The sequence below is a fragment of the Sorangium sp. So ce1036 genome, assembly GCF_051369805.1.
GTDB lineage: Bacteria > Myxococcota_A > Polyangia > Polyangiales > Polyangiaceae > Sorangium > Sorangium cellulosum_F.
In genome coordinates, this window is sequence record NZ_JBBMOX010000002.1 from 1,298,085 (window position 1) to 1,322,588 (window position 24,504).

General features: G+C 72.8%; 18 protein-coding genes. 12 read left to right on the plus strand and 6 right to left on the minus strand.

The genetic code is table 11. The annotated features are described in order from the left end of the window. Positions 1–250 precede the first annotated feature (250 nt). On the plus strand, positions 251–1,894 hold the full coding sequence (locus tag WMF31_RS41810; protein ID WP_436607448.1) for an FG-GAP repeat domain-containing protein: 1,644 nt from the start codon (positions 251–253) through the stop codon (positions 1,892–1,894). A gap of 136 nt (positions 1,895–2,030) precedes the next feature. On the opposite strand, the gene hemL is transcribed toward WMF31_RS41810, so the two are convergent. Beyond that, positions 2,031–3,353, minus strand: coding sequence for a glutamate-1-semialdehyde 2,1-aminomutase (hemL, locus tag WMF31_RS41815; protein ID WP_436607449.1), 1,323 nt, complete (start codon positions 3,351–3,353; stop codon positions 2,031–2,033). Positions 3,354–3,636: 283 nt separating this feature from the next. Between hemL and WMF31_RS41820 the strand changes: the two genes are divergently transcribed. Beyond that, positions 3,637–5,172, plus strand: a complete 1,536-nt coding sequence (locus WMF31_RS41820; RefSeq protein WP_436607450.1) for a serine/threonine-protein kinase — start codon at positions 3,637–3,639, stop codon at positions 5,170–5,172. A 76-nt stretch (positions 5,173–5,248) separates the two neighbouring features. On the opposite strand, the gene WMF31_RS41825 is transcribed toward WMF31_RS41820, so the two are convergent. Then, complete coding sequence (locus tag WMF31_RS41825) at positions 5,249–5,812, minus strand: GNAT family N-acetyltransferase (RefSeq protein WP_436607451.1); 564 nt, start codon at positions 5,810–5,812, stop codon at positions 5,249–5,251. 208 nt (positions 5,813–6,020) lie between these two features. Between WMF31_RS41825 and WMF31_RS41830 the strand changes: the two genes are divergently transcribed. Continuing rightward, on the plus strand, positions 6,021–6,617 hold the full coding sequence (locus WMF31_RS41830) for a hypothetical protein (protein ID WP_436607452.1): 597 nt from the start codon (positions 6,021–6,023) through the stop codon (positions 6,615–6,617). Positions 6,618–6,937: 320 nt separating this feature from the next. On the opposite strand, the gene WMF31_RS41835 is transcribed toward WMF31_RS41830, so the two are convergent. Together WMF31_RS41835 and WMF31_RS41840 are read right to left on the minus strand one after the other, a co-directional pair. Next, complete coding sequence (locus WMF31_RS41835) at positions 6,938–7,594, minus strand: glutathione S-transferase family protein (RefSeq protein WP_165373611.1); 657 nt, start codon at positions 7,592–7,594, stop codon at positions 6,938–6,940. Positions 7,595–7,726: 132 nt separating this feature from the next. Then, positions 7,727–8,536, minus strand: coding sequence for a hypothetical protein (locus WMF31_RS41840; protein WP_242515705.1), 810 nt, complete (start codon positions 8,534–8,536; stop codon positions 7,727–7,729). A gap of 799 nt (positions 8,537–9,335) precedes the next feature. On the opposite strand from WMF31_RS41840, the gene WMF31_RS41845 reads away from it, so the two are divergent. From WMF31_RS41845 to WMF31_RS41870, 6 genes are all read left to right on the plus strand, one after another. Next, positions 9,336–9,509 carry a hypothetical protein gene (locus tag WMF31_RS41845; RefSeq protein WP_436607453.1) on the plus strand — a complete coding sequence of 58 codons (174 nt, stop codon included), beginning with the start codon at positions 9,336–9,338 and terminating at the stop codon, positions 9,507–9,509. A 189-nt stretch (positions 9,510–9,698) separates the two neighbouring features. Then, a complete protein-coding gene (locus WMF31_RS41850; protein ID WP_436607454.1) occupies positions 9,699–11,210 on the plus strand; it encodes a ferritin-like domain-containing protein in 1,512 nt (503 codons plus the stop codon). Between the two features lie 390 nt (positions 11,211–11,600). Beyond that, on the plus strand, positions 11,601–12,131 hold the full coding sequence (locus tag WMF31_RS41855; protein WP_436607455.1) for a hypothetical protein: 531 nt from the start codon (positions 11,601–11,603) through the stop codon (positions 12,129–12,131). A gap of 18 nt (positions 12,132–12,149) precedes the next feature. Then, a complete protein-coding gene (locus tag WMF31_RS41860) occupies positions 12,150–13,184 on the plus strand; it encodes a hypothetical protein (RefSeq protein ID WP_436607456.1) in 1,035 nt (344 codons plus the stop codon). 155 nt (positions 13,185–13,339) lie between these two features. Then, the gene (locus WMF31_RS41865; RefSeq protein WP_436607457.1) at positions 13,340–13,870 is read left to right on the plus strand and encodes a hypothetical protein; all 531 of its coding nucleotides are present in this window, start codon (positions 13,340–13,342) and stop codon (positions 13,868–13,870) included. Positions 13,871–13,888: 18 nt separating this feature from the next. Next, positions 13,889–14,923: a hypothetical protein gene (locus WMF31_RS41870; RefSeq protein ID WP_436607458.1), complete on the plus strand. Its 1,035-nt coding sequence runs from the start codon at positions 13,889–13,891 to the stop codon at positions 14,921–14,923. Positions 14,924–15,019: 96 nt separating this feature from the next. Here the strand turns inward: WMF31_RS41870 and WMF31_RS41875 are convergent, their stop codons facing one another. Next, positions 15,020–16,732 (minus strand): ATP-binding protein, encoded by a 1,713-nt coding sequence (locus WMF31_RS41875; protein ID WP_436607459.1) that lies wholly within the window; start codon positions 16,730–16,732, stop codon positions 15,020–15,022. Positions 16,733–17,135: 403 nt separating this feature from the next. Between WMF31_RS41875 and WMF31_RS41880 the strand changes: the two genes are divergently transcribed. The 3 genes from WMF31_RS41880 to WMF31_RS41890 are packed head-to-tail and all read left to right on the plus strand — an operon-like array spanning position 17,136 to position 20,353. Then, positions 17,136–18,716 carry an FG-GAP repeat domain-containing protein gene (locus tag WMF31_RS41880; RefSeq protein ID WP_436607460.1) on the plus strand — a complete coding sequence of 527 codons (1,581 nt, stop codon included), beginning with the start codon at positions 17,136–17,138 and terminating at the stop codon, positions 18,714–18,716. 53 nt (positions 18,717–18,769) lie between these two features. Next, complete coding sequence (locus tag WMF31_RS41885) at positions 18,770–19,300, plus strand: hypothetical protein (protein WP_436607461.1); 531 nt, start codon at positions 18,770–18,772, stop codon at positions 19,298–19,300. Between the two features lie 18 nt (positions 19,301–19,318). Further along, entirely contained in the window at positions 19,319–20,353 is a 1,035-nt protein-coding gene (locus WMF31_RS41890) for a hypothetical protein (RefSeq protein WP_436607462.1), read from the plus strand. A gap of 20 nt (positions 20,354–20,373) precedes the next feature. Here the strand turns inward: WMF31_RS41890 and WMF31_RS41895 are convergent, their stop codons facing one another. Continuing rightward, positions 20,374–24,378, minus strand: coding sequence for a protein kinase domain-containing protein (locus WMF31_RS41895; RefSeq protein WP_436607463.1), 4,005 nt, complete (start codon positions 24,376–24,378; stop codon positions 20,374–20,376). Positions 24,379–24,504 lie beyond the last annotated feature (126 nt).

A 24,504-nucleotide genomic window follows, 5' to 3' on the forward strand; every position in this document is an offset into this window, starting at 1 on the left:
GAGGGGAGCCCCCAGCGGGCCCACCACCGCGCGCGGAGCCAGGGACGCCCACCTCCATCCCTCCGGCGTCCTCACTCACCCACCTCCCCTCCGGAGGGGGCAGCGTGTCGCACCGTCCGACGCGTGCGCGACCGCGTCCGATCGCTGCTCCGCGCTCTTCGGAGCACAACCCATGGCTGGTAAGCTTCCCGCCATGATGAAGTCCTTTGTCTCTCACCGAGGTTTTTTCATTCCCGGGAGAATCGCTCTCTTGACCAGCGTCCTCGCTCTTGCGGCGTGCGAGGGGCGGCTGGGGGATGGCTCCTCCGACGATGGCCGTGGATCGCGCCCGCCGCGCTTCGTCCCCGGCGGCTCCAAGCCGCTGCCGACCGCGGCGTCGTGCGCCGCCGCGTCGAGCGGCTCGGCCGAGGTCGCGGAGCCCGAGCTCTTGCTCGAGCTGTCCGACGACGACGAGAGCGCGTGGCTCGGGTCGCCGGCGGTCGCGGACCTGGACGGCGACGGCGTGAACGAGATCCTCGTCACGCACAACGGCAACATCGTCGCCTGGGGGCCCGACGGCAAGCAGGCGTGGCGGTTCGACGACTCGCAGGATCACGGCCGCATCTGGGCGAGCCCGATCGTGGCGGACTTCCGCGACGACGAGCGGCTCGAGGTCGTCTTCGCGGCGCGCGACACGATCTACATGCTCGACGCGAGCGGCCGGGCCGTCAGCGGCTGGCCGGTCCGCTGGCGCGACGAGGTCCGCTCCCTCGCCGCGGGCGACATCGACGGCGACGGCCAGCTCGACGTCGTCGCCGCGAGCACCGACAACGACCCCGACATCCTGATGGCCTTCCACGCGAGCGGGGCGCCGGTCGCGGGCTTCCCGCCGATCGACAGCGGAACGATCGGGTGCGACGCGCGCCGCAGCGACGACGCCGAGTGCTGGATCGCCGGCGCCTACGATCAGAACCTGGCCGTCGGCGATCTCGACGGCGACGGCGAGCAGGACATCGTCTCTCCGATGGACAACGCGTATGCCGGGTTCTACCGCGGCACGGGAGAGGCCTTCGACGCGAATCCCATGTTCCGGGGCCGACCCAAGACGCCGGGCGTGCGGTACATGCACGATCTGGAGCTCGCGCAGCAGGGCTTCGGCGACAGCGACGAGCTGCAGGCCTATTTCAAGAACTCGGCCCCTGCGATCGCGGACGTCGACGGCGACGGCGCGCCGGAGGTCGTCATGCTCGCGGCGGGCCAGGACGTCGCTGCGAGGGACCAGGCCCGGGGCGTCGGCCTCTGGGTGGTCCGCCCCGACGCGAGCCGCATCGAGGGGTGGGAGAGCCCGTTCTACGCGTCCGACTACCTGTCCGGCGGCGACGACCTCGGCGGCAACATCGTGGCCGCGACCCAGCAGGTGACCGTGGCGGACATCGACGCGACGCACGCCGGCCCCGAGATGATCTTCGCCGGGCTCGACGGCCGCATCCACGCGGTCCACGCCGACAGGACCGAGTCCTGGGACGTCACGTACACGAACGACACGCAGGTGCTCACGGGCGGCGTCGTGGTCGGGGACCTGTCGGGCGACGGCATCCCCGAGATCGTGTTCAACACCTACTCGACCGACGAGGGGAAGGGCCACCTCTTCATCCTCAACGCGGGCGGCGAGCTGCTCCACAAGGTCCCGCTGCCGGGGCTCGGCGCGATGCCGGTGCCGACGCTCGCCGACGTGAACGGCGACGGGACGGTCGAGATCATCGTGTCGCTCCGCGACGTCGCGTGGATCGACGGCGCGTACCCGGGGCCGTGCGCGCTCGTGTTCACGGTGCCGCGCTCGGCGACGAACTGCCTGCCCTGGCCGACGGCCCGCGGTAACTACTACCGAAACGGCTGGGTGCGCGCCGGCGACTGACGCGACGGGGGGGCGAGGCCCGGCCTGGGCCGCGAGGCGGCCGGGCCGGCCCCTGGGCCGCGAGGCGGCCGGGCCGGCCCCTGGGCCGCGAGGCGGCCGGGCCGGCCCCTGGGCCGCGAGGCGGCCGGGCCGGCCCTCAGGCCGCGAGCGCCTCGCGGCAGGCCGCGATGGTGCGCTCGATGTCCTGCTCCGTGTGGGCGCCGCTCAGGAACGCCGCCTCGTACTGCGACGGGGGCCAGTAGACGCCGCGCGCGAGCATGCCCGCGTGGAAGGCGCTGAAGCGCTTCGTGTCCGAGGTGGAGGCCTCGGCCCAGCAGCGGACCGGGCCCCTCGTGAAGAACAGCGTGATCATGGAGCCGACCCGCTGGACGCACGCGGTCACGGAGGCGGCCTCGGCCGCGGCCCGGAGGCCGCGCTCGAGCGCGGCGCCGAGCCGCTCGAGCCGCTCGTAGAGGTCGGGCGTGAGGCGCTCGAGCGTCGCGAGCCCCGCCGTGACCGCGATCGGGTTGCCGCTGAGCGTGCCGGCCTGGTACACGGGGCCGAGCGGCGAGACGACGCGCATCACGTCGGCGCGGCCGCCGTAGGCCGCGAGCGGCATGCCGCCGCCGACGATCTTGCCGAGCGTGGTCAGGTCCGGCCGGAGCCCGAAGCGCTCCTGCGCGCCGCCGCGGGCCAGACGGCAGCCGGTCATCACCTCGTCGAAGATCGAGAGCGCGCCGTGCTTGCGGCAGAGGTCGATGACGAGGGCGAGGAAGCCGGGCTCCGGCGGGACGCAGCCCATGTTGCCCACCACGGGCTCGAGGATGACGGCGGCGATGTCGCCGCCGCGCGCGGCGAAGGCGGCCTCGAGGGCGGCCGCGTCGTTGTAGGGCAACGACAGCGTGTTGCGGGCGGCGCCCTCGGGGACGCCGGCGGAGTCGGGCGCGCCGAAGGTGGCGAGCCCGCTGCCCGCCTTGACGAGCAGGGGGTCGGCGTGGCCGTGGTAGCACCCCTCGAACTTGACGAGGACGTCGCGGCCGGTGAAGCCGCGCGCGGCGCGGATCGCGCTCATGGTGGCCTCGGTGCCGCTCGAGACGCAGCGCAGCATGTCGATGCTCGGGTAGAGCGCGCGGATCGTCTCGGCGAACCGCACCTCGAGCTCGGTGGGCGCGCCGAACGAGAGCCCGCGGGAGGCGGCCTCGCGGACCGCCTCGACCACGGCGGGGTGCGCGTGGCCGAGGATGGCCGGCCCCCAGGAGCCGACGTAGTCGATGTACTCGGCGCCGTCGGCGTCGAAGAGCCGGGCGCCCTCGGCGCGGGCGATGAAGAGGGGGTCGCCGCCGACGGCGCGGAAGGCGCGCACCGGGCTGTTCACGCCGCCGGGCAGGACGGCGGAGGCGCGGTCGAACAGGGCCCTGGAGGCGGGGGCTCGACCGGGGCGGGCTGCAGCAGGAGGAGGAGCGCTGGTCGCGTTCGTCATCGTGCTCCGGCCATAGCAGGGGCGCGGCGGAGGGGCGACGCGGATCCGCGGGCGCCGGGCGCCCTCGGGGAGGGGCGCGCGCGGGGAGGGAGAGACGCGCCGGGACGGAGGTGCGCGCGGGGGAGGGGATGCGCACGCGGGCGCCGGCCCTCACGAGCCTTTTCGGCGCGGGCGGGCTTGGCTATTGTGAGCGCCTGGAGAAACGGGGCGCGAGCCGCGGTCCGGAACGCTCCTGGGGCCGCGCGCGCGGCGCGGCTCCCCGACCACAACCGTTCGGTGTGCCATGCGGATCTCCGAGGACCCCGGTCCGGGGCAGCGTCTCGGGCGGTATGAGCTCCTGCGCCTCATCGGCGAGGGGGGGATGGCGCAGGTGTGGGCCGCCCGCATGGAGGGCTCCCGCGGCTTCCACAAGGTCGTCGCGCTGAAGACGCTGATCCCCGCGCTCGCGCGCGATCCGCAGTTTCAGCGCATGTTCCTCGACGAGGCGAACCTCGCCTCGAAGATCCACCACCGCAACGTGGTCGAGATCCTCGACCTCGGCGACACGGACGGCGTGCTCTTCCTGGTGATGGAGTGGATCGACGGCCAGACGATGCAGCGGCTGCTCAGGCCGGGCCTCAGGCCGCATCCGCTCGCGCCGGCGGTCGCCGCGCGCATCGTCGCGGACGCGGCGCACGGGCTGCACGCCGCGCACGAGCTGCTCGACGAGCGCGGGGTGCCGCTCGGCATCGTGCACCGGGACGTCTGCCCGCAGAACATCCTCATCGATCGCGACGGCACGGTGAAGGTGGCCGACTTCGGGATCGTGAAGGCGTTCGAGCGGCTGGGGGACACGACGCAGACGGGCGAGATCAAGGGCAAGGGCGAGTACATGTCGCCCGAGCAGGCGCAGGGCCACCCGGTCGATCGCCGGTCGGACATCTTCTCGCTGGGCGTCGTGCTCTTCGAGGCGGTCACGGGCGCGCTGCCGTTCCAGGTGCTGCACGACCTCGTCTTGCCGCAGACCGGGGCGGTGGAGCCGCCGCGGCCGACGCTCGCGGCGCCGCACTGCCCGCTGTACCTCGAGGAGATCATCCTGAAGGCGCTCGCGCGCGATCCGCGGCGGCGCTTCCAGACGGCGGGCGAGATGGCGGCCGCGCTCGAGGACTTCCTGCTGCGCAGCTCGGGCGTGATGACGACGGCGCAGGTGGCGGAGGTCCTGATCGCGCGCTGCGGCGAGCGGATGGAGGAGGAGCGGCAGAAGATCGCGGCCGCGACCGCGCCGCAGCGGCGCGCGGGGTGGCGGGCCCGGTCCGGCGCCGTGCTGAGCGCGTCGCCGCTCTCGGAGAGCGGGCCCGGGAGCACGCTGCCCGGGGGGCGGCGGGGGCTCGGCGGCCTGATGCGGGCCGGCGACGCGCTGCGGCCGGTGGCGCTCCCGTGGCTGGTGGCCGCGGTGTCGACGGGGGTCGCGGTGGCGTCGCTGATGTTCGTCGCGCTGAGCCGGCCGCGGGGGCAGCGGTTCCAGCTCGACCCGATCGCGGTGCAGATCGAGCCGCGCGCCGCGGTGGTGCGGCTGAACGGCGTGGTGCTCGGCGTGGGCAGCCAGGTCATCGCGCGCCCGCAGCCCGGGGTGTCGCTCTCGGTGGAGGCGCGGTCGAGCGACGGCGCGTCGCAGACGGTGGAGATCACGTCGGAGTCGCCCGCGCGGATCCGGCTCAACCTGGAGCAGGGCGCGGGGCACGCGGAGCAGGGGGCGGGGCACGTGGAGCAGGGCGCGGGGCACGCGCCCGGGAGCGCCGCGCCGGCTGCGGGCGGCGGGGCGCCGTCGGCGACGAGGTAGCGGAGGGAGCGGCGCTGGCCGGCTCGACGACGGGGCCCGATGGGGGCCGGGGCGCGGGGCGCGACCTGCGGCCGGCTCAGGCCGCGGGGCCCGCGGGGGCGTCGCGCAGGAGCCCGTAGACCGCGGTGTCGGTGCACTTCCCGTCGTACCACCAGTTCTGGCGGAGCAGCCCCTCGCGCGCGAAGCCGAGCCGCTCCAGCACGCGCATGCAGGCGCGGTTCTCGGGATCGAGCTGCGCCTCGACGCGGTGGAGGCCCATGACGTCGAAGCCGAAGGAGAGCATCGCGCGCAGCGCCTCGGTCATGATCCCCCGGTTCCAGAACGCGGGCAGGAGCTCGAAGCCGATCTCCGCCCAGCGGTGGGGCTTGTTCCAGCGCCAGAAGCCGGCGGTCCCGAGGAGCTCGTGGCTCTCCTTCAGGGTGATGCCCCAGCGGATCGAGGTGTTCTCGCGGACGCCCTCCAGGACGACGGCGATGCGCTGCTCCGCCTCGGCGAGCGCGCTGAAGGGCGCGCGGCCGAAGTAGCGCGTCACCTCCGGATCCGACTGGATGCGGAGGATGCGCTCGGCGTCGCCGGGCTCGATCGCGCGGAGGCGGAGGCGCGGGGTCGACAGGACGGGGAACGGGTCGAACGACACCATCGGGGAGGGGATTGGCGGGGAGGCGTCGGGCGTCAAGCGTGGGGCACGGTGCGGACGACCTCCGTCTGGGTCATCGCGGGGGCGCGCTGTGCGCCGCGGGCGCTGGGCGCTGCGCGCGGACGACCAGCGAACGCGCGCAGGGACGGGGCGGCGTCGCGGGCTTGACGGCACGGCGTCCTCGTTCGAGACCTCCGGTGGAGGAGTTCGTATGGCGCCGCCCGAGGATCAGCGTCCGGAGCACCTCGCCGGGATCGACGAGGCGGAGGGCGCGGCCGGCGAGGTGGAGGGCGCGCTCGACGAGGCGGAGGGCGCGGTCGGCGAAGCGGAGGGCGCGGTCGGCGAAGCGGAGGGCGCGGCGTGGGGCGGGTGCGATGCGAGCGCCGGGGCGCCGGGGCGCCGCGTCCGCTTCGCCCTGGGGATCTCGGAGCTGCCCGGCAATCGCGCGGTGGTCGTGCTCCACGAGGACGCGTTCCTGCGCTGGCGGCCCACGCCGAGGCGGCCGGATGGCGCCCTGTCGCGGCTCGACGGGGTGGCCATCGGCGCCGCGATTGCGGTCGAGCACGGCGGGATCTGGGACGAGGGGATCGTGGTCGACCGCGTGGTGCGCCCGGCGCGCGCGGGCGGGTTCCAGGTCGACGGCGACGTGGAGCGCTACCCTTCGATCGCGGAGGCCGAGCAGGCGCACGGCCCGCTCGAGGTGGGGGAGCCGCGGGAGGAGCCGTCCTGGCCCGGCGCTCCGGCGATCGAGCTGGGCGAGCCGATCGGGCGCGACCCGCGCGGGATCGGGCGCAGGGCGAGGCGGTAGCCGCGGGCGCGCCGCCGAGCGGGCGCCTGGGTTGCGGCGCACCGACCCGGCGCACCGACCCAGGTTGCGGCGCACCGACCCAGGTTGCGGCGTGCCGACCCAGGTTGCGGCGTGCCGACCCAGGTTGCGGCGTGCCGACCCAGGTTGCGGCGTGCCGACCCAGGTTGCGGCGTGCCGACCCAGGTTGCGGCGTGCCAGGTTGCGGCGTGCCGACCCAGGTTGCGGCGTGCCGACCCAGGTTGCGGCGTGCCGACCCAGGTTGCGGCTAGGTTGCGGCGTGCCGACCCAGGTTGCGGCGCGCTACCCAGGTTGCGGCGCGCTCACCCGGCCCGGGTGGCCGCGGCCCCGAGGTCGGTGATGGCGTCACCGCGCGCCGCGACCCAGCTATCGCGGGCGCGCAGCCGTTCCCGGTAGGCGACGACCCTGGGCCAGCGCTCGGCGTCGTCGAGGCGCGAGCCGCGGAGCAGGGCGACGGCAGCGCCGACAGCGCAGTCGGCGAGCGAGAGGGCGCTGCCGAGCAGGTACTGCTTTCCGTCGAGCTCTCCCTCGAGCAGGTCGAGCGAGCGCGTGGCCTCGGCGGTGGCCCGCTCCACGACCGCCTCCGCGACCGGCGGCAGCCCGGCCGTGGGCACGACGACGTTCGTCCACCAGATGGCGCTGCAGTGGGGCGTCAGGTGCGCGCTGTCGAAGAACAGCCACTGGAGCGCCCTGGCCTCGGACGCCGGGATGTCGGGCCAGCGCGTCGTCCCGTGGGTGCGGCCCAGGTAGACGAGGATGGCGTTGGACTCCCGGAGCACGAGCGGGCCGTCCTCGAGGACAGGCACCTTCCGGTGCGGGTTGATCTGGGCGAACGACTCGGCGCGTTGCTCGCCTCGAAAGAGGTTGATCTCGACCGGCTCGTAGGAAACGTCGAGCTCGGCGAGGGCGAGGCGCACCTTGAGGGCATTGGGCGAGTGGAGGAACGTGTAGAGACGCATGCAGGCGCCATAGCGCATGCGGCAGGGGTGCGCGAGCGCGCGGCGGCGCGGTCGGGGGAGTCGGGGAGGCGCCCTGCGGTGGGTGGGCGTCGGAGAGGCGCCCGGGAGAGGAGGTGAGGGCCGCTCGGGTGATCAGGTGATGCTGATCACCGGCGGCTCGGCGGGGCTGGCTTCCGGCTTCTTCTCGGGGCGAGGGGAGGCCGATGCGGCGCGCGTCGCGGTGTAGAGGTTGGGGAAGCGGCCCTCGGGATCATCGTAATAGAAGAGGAACCGGCCGACGCGGATGGCCTCGTCGTAATGGCGGAAGAGCAGCTTGGCGGCGCGCGCCTGGTACCCTTTCCAGAGCGCCTGATCGTCGGTCGCCGTCGCGCCGAGCAGGCGGAGGATCTGCTCCGCGAGCGCGCTCGCTTCCTGCTCGTCCTCGGCGCGGTAGTTCCGTTTGTCGTCCTGGATCCGGGCGCGGTGTCGCCGGTACATGTCGGCGGCGCCCGAGAGGTCGTTGGCGAGGTCGAGGTGGCCGCTGCCCGCGCGCAGGTGCGCGAGCTGCGCGGTCGCCTCCGGATCGTCGTCGAGGTGGTATTCGAGCGTCTTCAGCATGCGCGCGCGGATCTCGTAGGCGCGCGCGACGAGGGAGGCGGGCAGCGCCGCGCCGGAGTGCGTGGCCGACGAGAGCAGGAGCTTGTGCCGGGCGAACCAGGTCGCCCAGGCGACGGTCTCCAGGCCGTCGAGCAGCGCCGCGTCGAGGGCGCCCGCCGCGGCGATGGCGGTGATGCGCTGGCGCAGCTCGGGCGCGGAGAGCGCCCTGGCCACGCCGATGGCCTGCACGGCGGCCGCCTGGAGATCGAGCCGCGGGGTGTCCAGCCCGGCGAGCGGCATGGCGTCGAGCGCGGGCTTGAGGCGATCGAATGCCGCCTCGGCGGTGGTGAGCGGGCTGGGTTGCACGGTGGGTGTCCCTGATTGGTTCGGGGTTTGGGGTTCAGGCATAACGGGCAGGTGTAGATCAAAGGAATGGCGGGCGTCATGAGGGAGCACGAAATGGGCGCGCGTCGGGGGTGAGGTCGTGCCGCGTGGTGGGGGGTGGGGCGGGAGCTTCGTCCGGGGGATTGAGGACGCTCTGGGAAGTGCGCGGGGCTTCGGGGCGGGTGGTGGAGGGGGCTCTGGGAAGTGCGCGGGGCTTCGGGGCGGGTGGTGGAGGGGGCTCTGGGAAGTGCGCGGGGCTTCGGGGCGGGTGGTGGAGGGGGCCCGGCGAAGCGGGCGGGGCCTCGGGGCGGGTGGTGGAGGGGGCTCTGGGAAGTGCGCGGGGCTTCAGGGCGAGTGGTGGAGGGGGCTCTGGGAAGTGCGCGGGGCTTCGGGGCGGGTGGTGGAGGGGGCCCGGCGAGGCGGGCGGGGCTTCGGGGCGGGTGGTGGAGGACGGCGGACGTGGGGAAGAAAGCAGAGGTGGGGAAGAGAAGGGAGCCGCGAAACGCCGATACGACGGGGAGCCGGTGATCCGTCCCCGGGGCGAGACACGCAGCGGATGCCCGTGTATCGCAGCCGAGCCCTGGAACGTCAATCACGTTGAAGTTCCGCGGCGATCTGCCGATGGGAGAGAAAACCGCGAGGGCGCATCTCTCAAACAGACGCTGGATCCCTGGTGATGATTGCCGCCCCCCCTGGGCATTGGTGTTAACCGTTAACCAAGCTCGCCCGGTCGCGCTCGGGGCCCGAAGCCCGAACCGCTGCCCCCTCAGCGGTCACCAACGTGAACGTGGTCGTGAACGTGGTCGTGGTCGTGGTCGTGAACGTGGTCGTGGTCGTCGTCGTCAACGGCTCAGTCGTGAACGTAAACGTCTCCCGGAAATCGCCGCTCTCATTTCCCACGACCCAGCCAGCTCAACCCGCCCGCAAGGGGAGCGAGCTGCCAGCGGACCGCTGAGAGCGAGGAATGAGGCAGATCGTTCACGTCCACGGTTGTGTCGTCGACGACCACGACCACGACCACGTTCACGCTCCGCGACGGAGCCGCCGGGGGCTACAACCTTTTAAATTTGTACGAGTTTCAGCCTGCTTACGAGTTTCAACGCGTTCGGTGATCTAGCTCCCCCGCCTCTGCTACCCTCCCTCCATGGACCGCCACCGCTCGCTCCGCATGTCCCTCCTCCTCGCCGTCGGCGCCGCGGGCTGCACCAGCTCGAAGGGCGGTGACGTCGCGGTCGTCACGGTCCCCGACCCCTACACCACGGCCACCGACACCACCGTCCCGCAACCCGCGCCGTCCCCCGCGTCCGCAATCCCGCCGGCGCCCTCCGGCGCCGAGGGCTGGGTGACCGAGCCGGACGGCACCGTGCACCGCGCCTCGCGCACGCGCTGCGACGCGACCATCGACCAGCCCGCGTGCCGCGGCACCGAGGGGCACCTCGCCTGCAAGACGGACAGCGATTGCAAGGACGGCCCCCACGGCAAATGCGTGAGCGGCGTCGGCCAGATCGGCCCCTTCTGCGGCTGCGAGTACGCCTGCGAGGACGACGCCGACTGCGGCCCCTCCGAGGCGTGCGTCTGCAAGGGGACCGGCGCGCTCCGCGAGCCGCACTCGGTCTGCGCGAAGGCGCGCTGCGCGGTCGACGCCGATTGCCCCGGGGGCACCTGCGGGCTGTCCGCCTATTTCAATGGATGCGGCGAGCAGGTCACGCTCGCCTGCCGCACGCCGAACGACGCCTGCCGGAGCGACGCGGATTGCGCCGGCAGCGCGCGCCCCGCGTCCGCCTGCGTCGCGCTCGAGGCCAGCGACGGGAGCGCGCGCTGGCAATGCGCGGGGGTGACCTGCGCCATCGGCCGCCCCCTGCTCGTCGACGGCGCGCCGCGCGCCGCGGAGGGCGCCGCGCGCGACGACTGGCGCGCGCCCGTGGCGCTCGACGTCGCCCCCCTCGCGCCCGAGGCGCGCGCGCTCGCCGCGGCGCACTACGCCGCCGTGGCCGCGCTCGAGCACGCCTCGGTCGCGAGCTTCGCCCGCTTCTCGCTCCAGCTCCTCGCGCTCGGCGCGCCCGCCGAGCTCGTCGCCGAGGCGCACCGGGCCGCGCTCGACGAGGCCGAGCACGCGCGCCTCGCGTACGGCATCGCCTCGCGCCTCGCCGGCCGCGCGATCGGCCCCGGGCCGCTGCTCGAGGCGGCCACGGCGCCGCTCGCGGCCGGCGTCGCCGACGTGGTCGCGGCGCTCGTCGAGGAGGGCTGCGTGGGCGAGACCCTGGGCGCGGCCGAGGCGCAGGAGGTCGCGCGCCTCGCCGGGGATCCGGCGCTCGCCGCGGCGCTCGCGCGCATCGCCGCCGACGAGGCGCGGCACGCGGCGCTCTCCTGGAGGGCGCTCGCGTGGCTGCTCGCGGCCTTCGGCGAGCCGGCGCGCGCCGCGGCCGAGCAGGCGTTCTCCCGCGCCGCCGCGCGCCACGCCCTCGATCCGGCGCCGGGGCCGGCCGACGCCGGTGGGGCGGAGTCGCTCGGCGTGCTCCCCGCGCGCGCGCTCGGCGCGCTGCGCCGCGAGGTGCTCGCCGAGGTCGTCGCGCCCTGCCGGGCGGCCCTGGCTGGCCTGTTGCGCGACGGCCGCGCTCACGAGGCGCTGACAGAAGCGCTCGCTTCCGTGTCCTGACCTCGGCGGCGCGTGGGTCCTCGCGGGAGGATCCGAGGACACAGGATCACCAGACGAGTCAGGCGCGCCCGGCGTCGCAGGTGGAACATCACGCACGCGCGCTTCCCGAAGTCAGCATGGATCGCCGGACGCGCACCCGGGCGCCGCAGCGAACAGGCGGCGACACGCGCTCAGCTCGAGCGCACGTGCACCTCAAGCCAGTCGGGCCTCTGCTTTTTGTCGACAGATGGTTCGGCAATGCTGGATACTGCGCGGCGTGAACGTCATTCGCGGACAGCTCGCTCGCCCTTCAGGGGCCATTGCTCGATTCCCCGCGCAGGTTCTCCACGGAACCGCATACGAGCCGGCGCAGGCCGGAGGGGACCACGCACCCGCGACGAAGGAGGAGGCATGCTCATTTACTTCATTGCCGATTATTTGAGAAATCCCGAGCTCCAGCTGCGCGCGTCCGAAGATCCAGCCCAGGTCCTTGCCGAATATGGAATCACGCTGGACATACAGCATGCGCTCCGCCGCCATGACCACGCCGCGATCCTCAAGAGCGCGCACGACGAGCTGACCGCGCTCTTCACCAGGCCCCAGGACCACGACTATGTGGTAGCGGCTTGGGGCCCCATCGATATCGAGGTCACGTCGGTGTCGCCTCCGACGGCCAAGGTGAACACTCCCATGCGGCTGACGGTCGTGGGGCGTACCTTCCCTCCGAAGGGCAAGGCCCGTCTCGCTTTCCGGAACGAGCAGTCGAACCAGCGCGTCGAAGGCACGATCGTCAGCATCACGACGGGGCCGTACGCCCAGTCGACGCTGCTCGGTCAGGTGACTCTCCCCACGGTCGGGCTGTGGAAAGTCACGGTTGCCTCCGTGGACCAGCCGGCCGGCGCTGGGGAGTGGAACGGAGATCTCCACGTGACCGCCGGCTGAGTCGCTGGATCTCTCGCCATGATCCAGCCGATTCCCGGGCTGCTTGCGGCCGTCGACCCCTTCCTGTCCGGCATCCTGGCTTCTCCGGCTGCGCGTCGCCGGATCGCGGAGCGCGTGACGAACCTGCCGCCGATCTGGTCCCAGAGCTGCATCGAGTGCCGGCTGGCGCCGCAGGCGGAGGATCGCTGTGATCTGCTGTTCTGCGCATCGCGCCAGGGCGGTGGCCAGCGCGCCCTCGCGGCGCGGCTGCGATCGGGCCGCCCGATCCCGGAGCTCGGCCGCGCCCATCGCTTCTGGGAGGCCTGGGCCGATCCGGAGTCCGAGATCGGCCGGAACGTCCCGGTGGTGTGGCTGGAGATCGACGACACGCCAGAGGACCGCGCGCCGGATCCGTTCGTGTTCATGACGCTGGATCCCGCGTATGAGAGCGCGCCAACCGCCTCGACGGGGCTTTCGCCGGAGCGCGCGCGGGCGCTGGCCGAGGAGGGGCTCCGGCTGATGCTGGACGACGCCCCCGACCCGGCGGCGCTCGACCTCCTCGAGCGCTGCGCACGGCTGCTACCGGAGGGCGGCTACATGCTGCACCTGACCACGATGCCCCAGCGCGGAAGCCGCGATCTGCGGGTGAGCGCGGTGATGCCCGCCCACCAGATCTTGTCCTGGCTCGACGCGATCGGGTGGCCAGGAGACACGCGGACGCTGGCCCTGATGCTCGATCTGCTCGGCCTGCCGAGGGGCCTGCTCGCGGTCCACTTCGAGATCGGCGACGCCGTACGACCCACCGTGGCCCTGGACTTCAAGTCGCGCGCTCGGCCGAACGAGAGCCCGGTCTGGCGCGGGCTGCTGGATCGCCTGGTCGATCTCGGTGCCTGCGATCGCGCTCGAGGGCAGGCGGCGCTCGACTGGGCGGGCACCCAGCTCGTCGATCTGCCCGAGGCCGCATGGTCCATGCGCGTCCAGCGAGAGCTCATGTTCAAGCTGCGCGTGCAGGCGGACGGGTCGCTCGAGGCCAAGGCCTACCTCGGCATCTTCTCGTCGTACGCCCTCCTCTGAGCCCCAGTTCGGCCGCGTGCATCCGATGGCCGCGCTCGACGAAAGTTCGTGCGCTGGTGCGGCATTCTATAGCAAGTTCCAGCCGACTCCTGGTATGTAGCAGACGTGCCGGTGCAGGCCGGAGGGGGCCACGCACCCGCGACGAAGGAGGGTGCATGCTCATTTACTTCATTGCCGATTATCTGCGCGATCCCGAGCTCCAGCTGCGCGCGTCCGAGGATCCAGTGACGGTCCTCGCCGAATACGGGGTCGCGCTGGACATGCAACAGGCGCTCCGCCGCCACGACCACGCCGCTATCCTCGAGGCCGCGCGCGACGAGGTGGCCGCGCTCCTCGCCGGGTCCTCGAAACACGATCATCATGTCATGATGTGGGGTACCCCGCGTATCACGGTGACGTCAGTGTCGCCCTCGACGGCCAAGGTGGACTCCTTCACGCCGCTGACGATCGAAGGGTCCAGCTTCCCTCCGACGGGCAAGGCCCGTCTCTCGTTCCGGAACGAGCAGTCGGATGAGTGCGTCGACGGCACGATCGCGAGCGTCACGACGGATCCCCACGGCAGATCGAAGCTGCTCGGCAAGGTCAAGCTCCCGAGGAGCGGGCAGTGGAAAGTCTCGGTGGCCAGCGTGGGCAACCCGGACGGCGCCGGGGTGTGGGACGGCGACTTCACGGTGACCGCCGGCTGAGGCGCTGGATCCCTCGCCATGCTCCAGCCGCTTCCCGGGCTGCTCGCAGCCGTCGATCCCTTCCTGTCCGACCTCCTGGCCTCGCCGGCGGCGCGTCGCCGCATCGCGGAGCGCGCGGCGAGCCTGCCGCCGATCTGGTCCCAGAGCTGCATCGAGTGCCGGCTGACGGCGCAGGCGGAGGATCGCTGTGATCTGCTGTTCTGCGCATCGCGCCAGGGCGGCGGCCAGCGCGCCCTCGCGGCGCGGCTGCGATCCGGCCGCCCGATCCCGGAACTCGGCCGAGCCCATCGTTTCTGGGAGGCCTGGGCCGATCCGGAGTCCGAGATCGGCCGGAGCGTCCCGGTGGTGTGGCTGGAGATTGACGACACGCCGGACGACCGCGCGCCGGATCCGTTCGTGTTCATGACGCTGGACCCCACGTATGGAAGCGCGGAGAGCGCCTCGGCGGGGCTCTCGCCCGAGCGCGCGCGGGTGCTGGCCGAGGAGGGACTCCGGCGGATGCTGGACGACACCCCCGACCGGGCGGCGCTCGACCTCTTCGAGCGCTGCGCACGGCTGTTGCCGGAGGGCGGCTACATGCTGCACCTGACCACGATGCCCCAGCGCGGCAGCCGCGATCTGCGGGTGAGCGCGGTGATGCCCGCCGACCAGATCTCGTCCTGGCTCGGCGCGATCGGGTGGCCCGGCGACGCGCGGACGCTGGCCCTGATGCTCGATCTACCCGGTCGGCCCAGGGGGCTGCTCGCGATCCACTTCGAGATCGGCGACGCCGTGCGACCCACCGTGGCCCTGGACTTCAGGCCGCACGATCGGCCGAACGAGAGCCCAGCCTGGCGCGCGCTGCTGGATCGCCTGGTCGATCTCGACGTCTGCGATCGCGCTCGAGGGCAGGCGGCGCTCGACTGGGCGGGCACCCAGCTCGTCGATCTGCCCGAGGCAGCATGGTCCATGCACGTCCAGCGCGATCTCTTCTTCAAGCTGCGCGTGCAGCCGGACGGGTCGCTCGAGGCCAAGGCTTACCTTGGCATCCTCTCCTCGTACGCCCTCCTCTGAGCCCCAATTCGGCGGCGTGAACCCGATCGCGGCCGGGAACGGCGGCGTGGATCGCTCTCTGTCAGCGCCATGCGATCCACAGCCCGCGGCGCGCCATCATCTCCTCTTCGGCAGCGTGATCACGAACTCCGTGGACTCCCCCTCCTCGCTCTCCACCCGCATCGTCCCCTGGTGCCCCTGCACCACGATATCCCGGCTGAGCGACAGTCCGAGCCCCGTCCCGTGCCCCGGCGGCTTCGTCGTGAAGAACGGCTCGAACATCCGCGCCACGACGCCCTTCGGGATGCCCGTCCCGTTGTCCCGGATGCGCACCTCGACGTGATCGCCCAGGTCCGCGGTGCGGACGCTGAGCTCCGGCGCATAGCCGGCGCCGCGCTCGCGCCTCTTCTGCTGCATCGCATAGAGCGCGTTGTCGACGACGTTGATGAACACGCGCCCCAGGTCGAGCGCCACCATCTCCAGCGGACCGATCGCCGGATCATACGTCGCGACGACGCGCACATCGAGCCCGTCCCCCCGCAGCCGCGCGCTCGCGCTCGCGCGCGCGAGCCGCACGCTCTCCTCCACCACGGCGTTCAGGTCGGCCGGCGCGCGCGCCCCGGAGGGACGCCGGGCGTGCTGGAGCATCCCCTTGATGATCGCGTCCGCGCGCCGGCCGTGCTCGGTGATCCGGACGGCGCTGTCGCGCAGCTGGGCCAGGCTCTCCTCGAGCTGCGCGAGCGCGTCGGGATCGAGCCGCGCTTCTTGCGCGCGCAGGCCCTCGGTCAGCTCCTGCGCCAGCTCGGACGCGATGGTCGCAAAGTTGTTGATGAAGTGCAGCGGATTGCGGATCTCGTGCGCGATCCCCGCCACCATCTGGTTGAGGGACGCGAGCTTCGCGTCCAGGACGAGCTGCATGCGCTCCACCGTCTCGCGCTCGAGGCGCCGGTACAGCGACGCGTTCTTCACGGCCACGGCCGCCTGGCCCGCGAACGCGACGAGGAACTCCAGGTCCGCCTCGGAGAAGACGTGCGCCGCCCGGAGGTTGTCCACGTAAAGCACGCCGATCACGTCGTCCTTGGGCTTGAGCGGGACGCACATCGAGGAGCGGATCGACTGGGCGACGACGGAGCGCGCCGCATCGAGGCGCGGATCGACCGAGGCGTCGGCGAAGAGCGCCGCCACCCTGTTGTGACGCACGAAGTCGACGATGTGCTGGCTGAAGATCGGCTCGTCGGCCGCCAGGGGGTGCGACGTCTTCACGGCGCGCCTCTCGAGCTGCCCGGTCGCCTCGTTGACGAGCAGGATGACGCCGCGATCCACGTTGAGGATCTGGAACGTCAGGTCGAGGATCTTGTGCAGCAGGGTGTCGATGTCGTCGGAGAGCGGCAGCAGCTTGGCCACCTCGATCAGGAGCTGCAGCCGAGCCTCCGAGCGCTGCGCGCCCGTGCCGGGCTCGATCTCCCCCGCGAGCTTCACGATGGAGGTGCGCGTCAGCGGGCGGATGACCTGGGGATGGATCGACCTCTCGGCCGAGGCGACGGGATCGGCCATGAAGAGGAGGTCGAGCTCGCCGAGCGTGATCGTGTCGCCACCCCGGAGCTCCTTTCGCTGGATCCGCATGCCGTTCACGAACGTGCCGTTCTTGCTCTGCTGGTCGACGAGGAAGTACCTGCCCTCGGATCGCTCGATCCGAGCCTGGCTGCGCGAGAGGCTCCTGTGCGGGATGCAGATCGTCTGGTCCTCCGCGCGACCGATGGTGACGACCTCGTCCCGGATGACGAAGACACGCTCTTCGGGTCCACCGGGGTTGTAGATGAGCGTCGGCATGGCTCCCCCTAGACCCCAGCGGCTCGATCGCTGTCCGCGTGCGACGCGCTCGTCCTCTCCTCGCCGTGCTCGTGTCGGACGAAGGGGCGCCGGCGGAAGCGGGCTGTATCTTTCCGGCAGAATACCCCGCATTCTCGCGTGCCCGCGCCGCCGCGCGGCGCCGTGGCCCGTATCGGTCGACGAGTACGCAATGGAACTCTCATGGCTAACCGAGTCGGTTCGGTTCGTCAAGCGCCCGGCCGCCTGCGGATCGGTCGCCTCCCCGGCAGGAAGGTGACCTGTTGGCGGCCGAGAGCCCGACCCATGAAGGTGCCTACCTCCCGGGGGGAGCACGCGCCGGACGCAGCGACGGTGGGTTGAATTTCGTCGACAGGCACATCGGCAATGCCAGATACTGCGCAGCGTGAACGATATTCGCGGACAGCTCGTCTGCTCTCTCGCGATGATGCGGCGAGCCGCTCCCTGCACGCTTGCGGTGCTGAGCCTCTCCGCGTGTGCGCGCGCCTCCCATCCAGTGGTCGCGTCGGGGGCTGCGGGCGGCGCTCCGGAGACCACGCCGCTCGAGCGCGTCTACGCGGAGACGCCGAGCCTGAGCACCGCGACGCTCGGCAACTTCGCGACGGGCATGGCGCTCGCGGACATCAACGGAGACGGGTGGCTCGACATGGTCACGTCGAACGGCAACGACGTGAGCCCGCAGCCAATGAATGTCTACCTCAACCGCAGGAGCACGACCACGCCGTTCGCCGACAAGCAGTACCCGAGCTGGTACTCGGCCGATATCGCGTTCCGCGGGGGCATCGCGGTCGGCGACGTGAACGGCGACGGATGGCTCGACGTCGCCGTCGCAATTCCGACGGATCTGCAGTGCAATCCGAAGAAGGGGGGAGTCGCCCTCTACATGAACCGAGGCGGCACGCTCGAGGATAGCCCCTCGTGGCGCACGGAGGACGGGTATGGCGCCACAGCGGTGACCTTGGCCGATGTGGATGCCGACGGCCGGCTCGATCTCGCGGTCGCGGTGTACACGGAGAACGAGGCGCCCAGCGGCTGTCCGCCCAGCGAGAGGACGGCCGGCGGCCATCAGCGGATCTATCGAAACCTGGACGGCACGCTCGAGCGCAGCCCCTCCTGGAAGAGCGAGCGCCTGCTGCCCGCCGCGGCCGTGCTCGCGGCGGACATCGATCAGGACGGGTGGATGGAGCTGTCCTTCTCCGGCGACACGACGCAGGTGTTCTACGGCGGCAAGGCCCAGAATACGCTGCCTGGCCGGGTTCCGGGGTGGACCTCCGGCAAGAAGATCGTCGCCTCGTACGGCATCGACGCGGGATGGCTGGGCGCGCAGGCCGTGGGGCCGCTCTCGCTCGTCGTCACCTCGAATTGTCTCGCGGCGAATCCGTGCAACTCGGAGCTGCTCTTCTACGATCCCGGCCAGGGGACGGCGCCCATCCAATCCGTCCCCGTCCCGGAGAATGCTTCCCAGCTCGCGTTGGGAGACCTGAACGGCGATGGTGTCCTCGATCTCGTGGCCTCCCAGATGGGCGTCACCTTCTCGGGTGCTCCGCTTCTCTTTCTCCAGGGCCCGCTGCTCGAGTCTCGGAGCCCGTTCTTCACGGAGCCGCATACGGTCGGGCAAGGCCTCGCCCTGGGTGACACGCGGCAGCGCGCCCTGCGCGAGGCGACGCGGGCGTTCTCCGGCAGCGCTCCGCGCGCCGTCTTCACGCTGCCCGAGCGGCGGATCCAGGCGATCCTCGGTGTGGAGCGCGTGCGCGGGGACGGCGCCCGCGAGGCGGCGCGCTTCGCGTGGGCGCCGGGGATGAACTGGATCTCCCTGAGCAGCCCGCTGCGGCCCGGAGAGCGCCTCGTCGTGCGGTATTCGCTCTCCCCGGTTCTCGACGTCGCGGCCGCGGTCTCGACGGTCTCGACGCCCAACTGCGGGAACTTCTTGTTTTATAGCAAATACCGGACGAAATCTGGCATGTAGTATGCGAGCCGGTGCAGGCCGAAGGGGGCCACGCACTGCGACGAAGGAGATTTATGCTGATTCACTTCGTTTCTGACTATGTGCGCAATCCTGAGCTCCAGCAGCGCGCGTCCGAGGACCCAGCCACGGTGCTCGCCGAATACGGGGTCACGCTCGACGTGCAGCAAGTGCTCCGTCGCCACGACCGCGCCGCGCTCCTCAAGATCGCGCAGGACGAGCTGGCCGCGCTCGTCACCCAGCTCTCGCAGCACGACGACAAGGTATTGTTTTGGGGCGAGCCAAACATCAAGGTGACATCGGTGTCGCCTTCGACGGCCAAGGTGGACATTTCGACGTCGCTGACGGTCCGGGGGCGTAACTTCCCTCCGATCGACGAGGCCCGTCTCTTTTTTCGGCTCGAGCAGTCGAACGAATGCGTCATCGGCACGATCACCAGCATCACGACGAATCCATCCGGCCAATCGACGTTGCTCGGAGATGTCAAGCTCCCCACGATCGGGCTGTGGAAAGTCTCGGTTGCCAGCGTGGGCAACCCGGATGGCGCCGGGGTGTGGGACGGCGATTTCAAGGTGACCGCCGGCTGAGGCGCCAGATCCCTCACCATGCTCCAGCCGCTTCCCGGGCTGCTCGCCGCCGTCGACCCGTTCCTGTCCGGCCTTCTGGCATCACCAGCGGCGCGTCGCCGGATCGCGGAGCGCGCGGCGAGCCTGCCGCCGATCTGGTCCCAGAGCTGCATCGAGTGCCGGCTGACGGCGCAGGCGGAGGAGCGCTGTGATGTGATGTTCTGCTCATCTCGCCAGGACGGTGGCCAGCGCGCCCTCGCGGCGCGGCTGCGATCCAGTCGCCCGATCCCGGAGCTCGGCCGCGCCCATCGCTTCTGGGAGACATGGGCCGATCCGGAGTCCGAGATCGGCCGAAACGTCCCGGTGGTGTGGCTGGAGATCGATGACACGCCGGACGATCGCGCGCCGGATCCGTTCGTATTTATGACACTGGATCCTCTGTACGGGAGCGGGGTGCGCGCCTCGGCGGGGCTCCCGCCGGAGCGCGCCCGGGCACTGGCCGAGGAGGGCCTCCTGCTGATGCTGGATGACGCCCCCGACCGGGCGGCGCTCGATCTCTTCGAGCGCTGCGCGCGGCTGCTGCCGGAGGGCGGCTACATGCTGCACCTGACCACGATGCCCCAGCGCGGCAGCCGCGATCTGCGGGTGAGCGCGGTGATGGCGGTCCACGAGATCTCGTCCTGGCTCGGCGCGATCGGGTGGCCAGGCGACGCGCGGACGCTGGCCCTGGTGCTCGACCTGCTCGATCTGCCCAGGGGCCAGCTCGCGGTCCACTTCGAGCTCGGCGACGCCGTGCGACCCACCGTGGCCCTGGACTTCAGGCCGCGCGCTCGGCCGAATGAGAGCTCGGTGTGGCGCGCGCTGCTGGAACGCCTGGTCGATCTCGGCGTCTGCGATCGCGGTCGCGGGCAGGCGGCGCTCGACTGGATGGGCACCCAGCTCGTCGATCTGCCCGAGGCCGCATGGTCCATGCACGTCCAGCGAGACCTCTTCTTCAAGCTGCGCGTACAGCCGGACGGCTCGCTCGAGATCAAGGCCTACCTCGGCATCCTCTCCTCGTACGCCGTCTTCTGACGCTCCTCTCGGCCGGTGGATCAGGTCGCCGCGGGGAACGGCGGCGCATAGAAGCGCGACCACCGCTCCGGATCGCGGATCCCGCGGGCCGCCATCCAGGCGTCGGACTCGTCGATGAGCGCGCGGTCCCCGAGCAGCTCGCCCTTCCGCCGCCGCGCGCACGCGGCGCAGAGATCCATGCCCGCGGCGAGGAAGCCCGCGATGCTCTCCTCGAGCAGCGCGGCGGCGCGGTCGCGCTCGCCCTCCGCCGCGGCGATCGCCGCGCGGATGAGCGCCGCGTGGGGCGGCCCGTCCGCGCGCCGCTCGGCCGCGAGCGCGTCGGCGTAGCGGCGGCAGGCGCGGAGGCGGCGAGCGCGCCGCCAGAAGGGCTCTCCCCCGCGGCTCAGCTCGATGATGGCGCGCAGCGAGAAGATCTCGATACGGAGCAGCGACATCTGCAGGAGGCGGGCGCGCTCGAGCTCGGGCCATACGCGCTCGATCCGCGCCGCGGCGCGCTCTGGCTGCCCCTCGTAGAGCTCGCAGAGCGCCTCGAAGTGCACCGCGTAGTACTGCTGCACCGTGAACCCGTGGCGGAGCCACGGCTCGATGCTGCGGCGCGACTGCGCGCGGCAGCCGTCGACGTCCCCCTCCGACAGGCGGACGAAGGCGAGATACTGGCTGCTGCTCATCTGCGCGTAGGCGCCGCCGCGCTCGGACGCCTCGCGCGCGTGCGTCATCGCCCGCAGCCCCAGCTCGCGGATCTCGCCGCGCTGCTCGAGCGCCTTGAGCAGGATGCTGAGGCCGAGGTCGAGCTCCCCGCTCACGCCGGTGCACTTCTCGCTCAGGATCCGCACGCCGCGCTCGGCGCTCTCGATCGCCAGGTCCCAGCGGCCGGGCCCGGAGACCTCGGCCATGCTGCGGAAGATCGAGGTGATACCGAGCAGGTAGGGGTCGTCGAGCTCACGCGCCAGCGTCTCGGCGCGGCGAAGGTAGGCCTCGCCGCGCGCCGCGAGAGGCCCGCCGCCGGTCGCGGCGAGGCTGGCGCCGAGGAAGGCGAGCGCGCGGCCGACGCGGCGCGGTTCACCCAGGGGCAGCGCGAGCAGGAGGCTGCGGAGGTAAAAGTCGAAGCCGACGAGGAGCTGCACCAGGCCGAGCGCGGAGCCGAGCGCCCAGCAGAGATCGATGGGCAGGAGCTGCTCGGGCGGGATCTCGTCCTCGGCGCGCGGCGTGAAGTCGACGCCGCGGAGCTGTAGCCGCGCGAGGTGGTAGAGGATCGAGGCGAGCGCGCGGCCGGGCGAGCCGGGGTAGCCGATCCCCAGCTCGCGCAGCAGCGGGCGGGCGACGCGCGTCCCCTCCTCGAGGTGGGTGCCGGCGAGGTAGGCCTGCGCGGCGCGGGCGAGCAGGTCGCGCCGCTCCGGGCCGCTCGCCGGCCCCGCCGCGTCGAGGTACGCGCCCGCGGCCTCGGCGCACCGGCCGGCGCAGAAGAGGGACTCCGCGAGCCGCAGCGTGAGGCGCGTCGAGCCGTCGCGGGCGCCGCCCCAGGCGAGCGCGCTGCGGTAGAGCGCGGCGGCCCGGTCGAAGGCCAGCGCCGTGAAGGCGGCCTCCGCGGCCTCTGCGGCGTGGCCGCACGCGCGCGCGTCGTCGCCCGCCTCGTGGAAGTGATGGGCCAGGGTGTCGGGCTCGACGCCGCCCTTCGCCTCGAGCGCGCCCGCGAGCGCGCCGTGCAGCGCGCGCCGCTCCGCGGGCGGGAGCTCCGCGACCACGCACGCGCGCAGGCGGTCGTGGTAGATCTCCACCGCGTCGGTGCCGCGCGGCCCGCGCGTCCGGATCAGCGAGGTCGCGCGCAGCAGGTTGAGCACGCCGTGCCGGTCGTCGCTGTCGATCCGGGCGACGGTGAGCGCCAGATCCTGCTCCGGGAGGCGGCCGGCGAGGGCGATGACCGAGAGCGCGCGGCGCGCCTCGTCCGGCAAGGTCGAGAGCCGCGCCTCCACGACGCGCGCCAGCGAGATCCGCGGCGCCTCGCCTGCGCGGGCCGCGAGCGCGTGGCGCGCGAGCTGCTCCACGAAGAACGGGCTGCCCCCCGACTCGGCCGCGATGGCCGCGGCCTCCGCGGGGGCCGCGCTCGGCCCCAGCAGCGCGGCCGCGAGGCGCCGCGCGTCCTCGGCGTCGAGGGGGCCGAGCTCCACCTCCACCTCCGGGACATCCATGCCCCCGGCCTCGCGCAGCGCCGCGAGCTCGCGCAGGAAGGGGCTCTGCGCGGCCTCGTCGTCGCGGTAGCTGGCGACCACGAGCAGGTGCGGGGCGTCGGGCCGCGCGACGAGCTCCGCCAGCAGGCGGGCCCCGTCGACGTCGCCCCACTGGAGGTCGTCGAGCGCCAGGACCACCGGGCCGAGCCGCGCGAGGATGCGCTTGAGCGCGCGGAAGGCGGCCTGCCGCTGCTCCACCGGGTCCAGCTCGCGCGGCGGGGTCGGGCGCGGCGCCGCGTCCAGCCCGGGGAGCGCGCGGAGCACCGGGAAGAGCTGCGCCGCCTCGTGGCCGTCGGCCTGGAGGAGGGCCGCCTGCTCGGCCTCGGGCCGCCCGCGCAGCGCGCGGCAGAGCGCGTCGACGGCCGCGTCGAGCCCCTTGTAGGGCAGCGACTCCCACTCGTAGCAGCGGCCCGAGAGCACCGTCACGGGCCGGCGCGCGCGCGCCGACGCGAGGAAGCGCTGCACGACCGCCGACTTGCCGATGCCCGAGAGGCCGCGCACGCGCGCGAGGACGGGGCCGCCCGGCGCCGCCCGCTCGAAGGCGCGCTCGAGCGCCTCGAGCTGCGCCGCGCGACCGAGGAACGCGTGCTCCGCCGGCTCGCCCGCGGGATCGGCAGCGAGGCCCAGCGCGCGGCCGAGCGCTTCGGCGGTCGGCCGCGCGAGCGGGTCGCGCTCGCAGAGCCGGGCGCAGAGCTCGTCCAGATCCGGCGGCAAGCCCGGGCGCAGCGCGCTGCAGCGCGGGGGATCGCGGAGCGTCCGGGCGCGGAGGATCTCGGCGACCGACGCGCCCTCGAAGGCCATCTGGCCCGTGAGCGCCTCGAAGAGCATCATGCCCACCGAGTACCAGTCGGTCGCCGTGCTCGGTGGCTGCCCCAGCACCTGCTCGGGCGCGATGTACGAGGGCGTGCCCTGGACGCTCGCCCGCAAGAAGGGCGCGAAGGGATCCGGATCGCGCTCCCGCGCGAGGCCGAAATCGAGGATGACCAGGCGCCCGCGCCGGTCGACGAGGACGTTGCTGGGCTTGAGATCCAGGTGGAGGAGGCCGGCCTCGTGCAGCGCGGCGACCCCTTGGACGAGCTGGCTCAGCGCGGCGCGCAGGCGCGCCTCCTCCGCCGCGCCGAGCGGCGCGTCCGCCTGGGTGCCCTCGGGGCCGCGGATGTGGCTGAGGAAGTCGGTCCCGTCGATGAGCTCCATCGTGAAGAACCAGGTGTCGCCATCGGCCATGAGCTCGTAGGGCGTCCCGAGGTTCGGGTGCACCACGCGGGTGAGCTGGCGAAACTCGGCCTTGAACCGGAGGAGCCGATCGGGCGCGCAGCCCAGGATCGTCTTCAGCGCGACGCGCTGGCCCCGCTCCTCGTCCACCGCCTCGTAGACGACCCCCATCCCGCCCGAGCCGAGGCGGCGGACGACGCGGTACGGGCCGAGCCGCTCGGGCATCGGCGCATCGTCGCGCGCCGGGGCGCTCCGCGGCGGCGTGGGCGAGGGCGGCGCGCGAGGCCGCTCGGCCAGGAGCGTCACCGTGCCCGAGGCCATCGTCGCGGTCGTGGCCTCCGCGAGCGGGGGGCCCTGGGGCCCCTCGGGCCGCGCCTCCGCGATGTGGCCGAGCGCCTCGAGGCGGCGGAGCAGGGCCTCGATCTCGGCGGCGTCGGCCTGCTGCTCGAGCTCGGTCACGAGCGCTCGGACCGTGCGGGTCCCGTCGAGCAGCGGCGCGACCAGGCCGTACAGGCGCCGCTCCGCGCCGCCAAGGGCGTCCGGTGACCGGGTGATGAGCCGGAAGCTGCGATCCGAGAGATCCGACATGCCCGTCCTCCTCACCCCAGATGGAAGGGGAGGAGTCGCGCGAAGGCAAGTCGGCGTGTTGCCGCAGCGCGCGAGACGCGCCGGACTGCGCTGACGGCGTCGAGCCGGCGCGGGCGGTGTAACGCC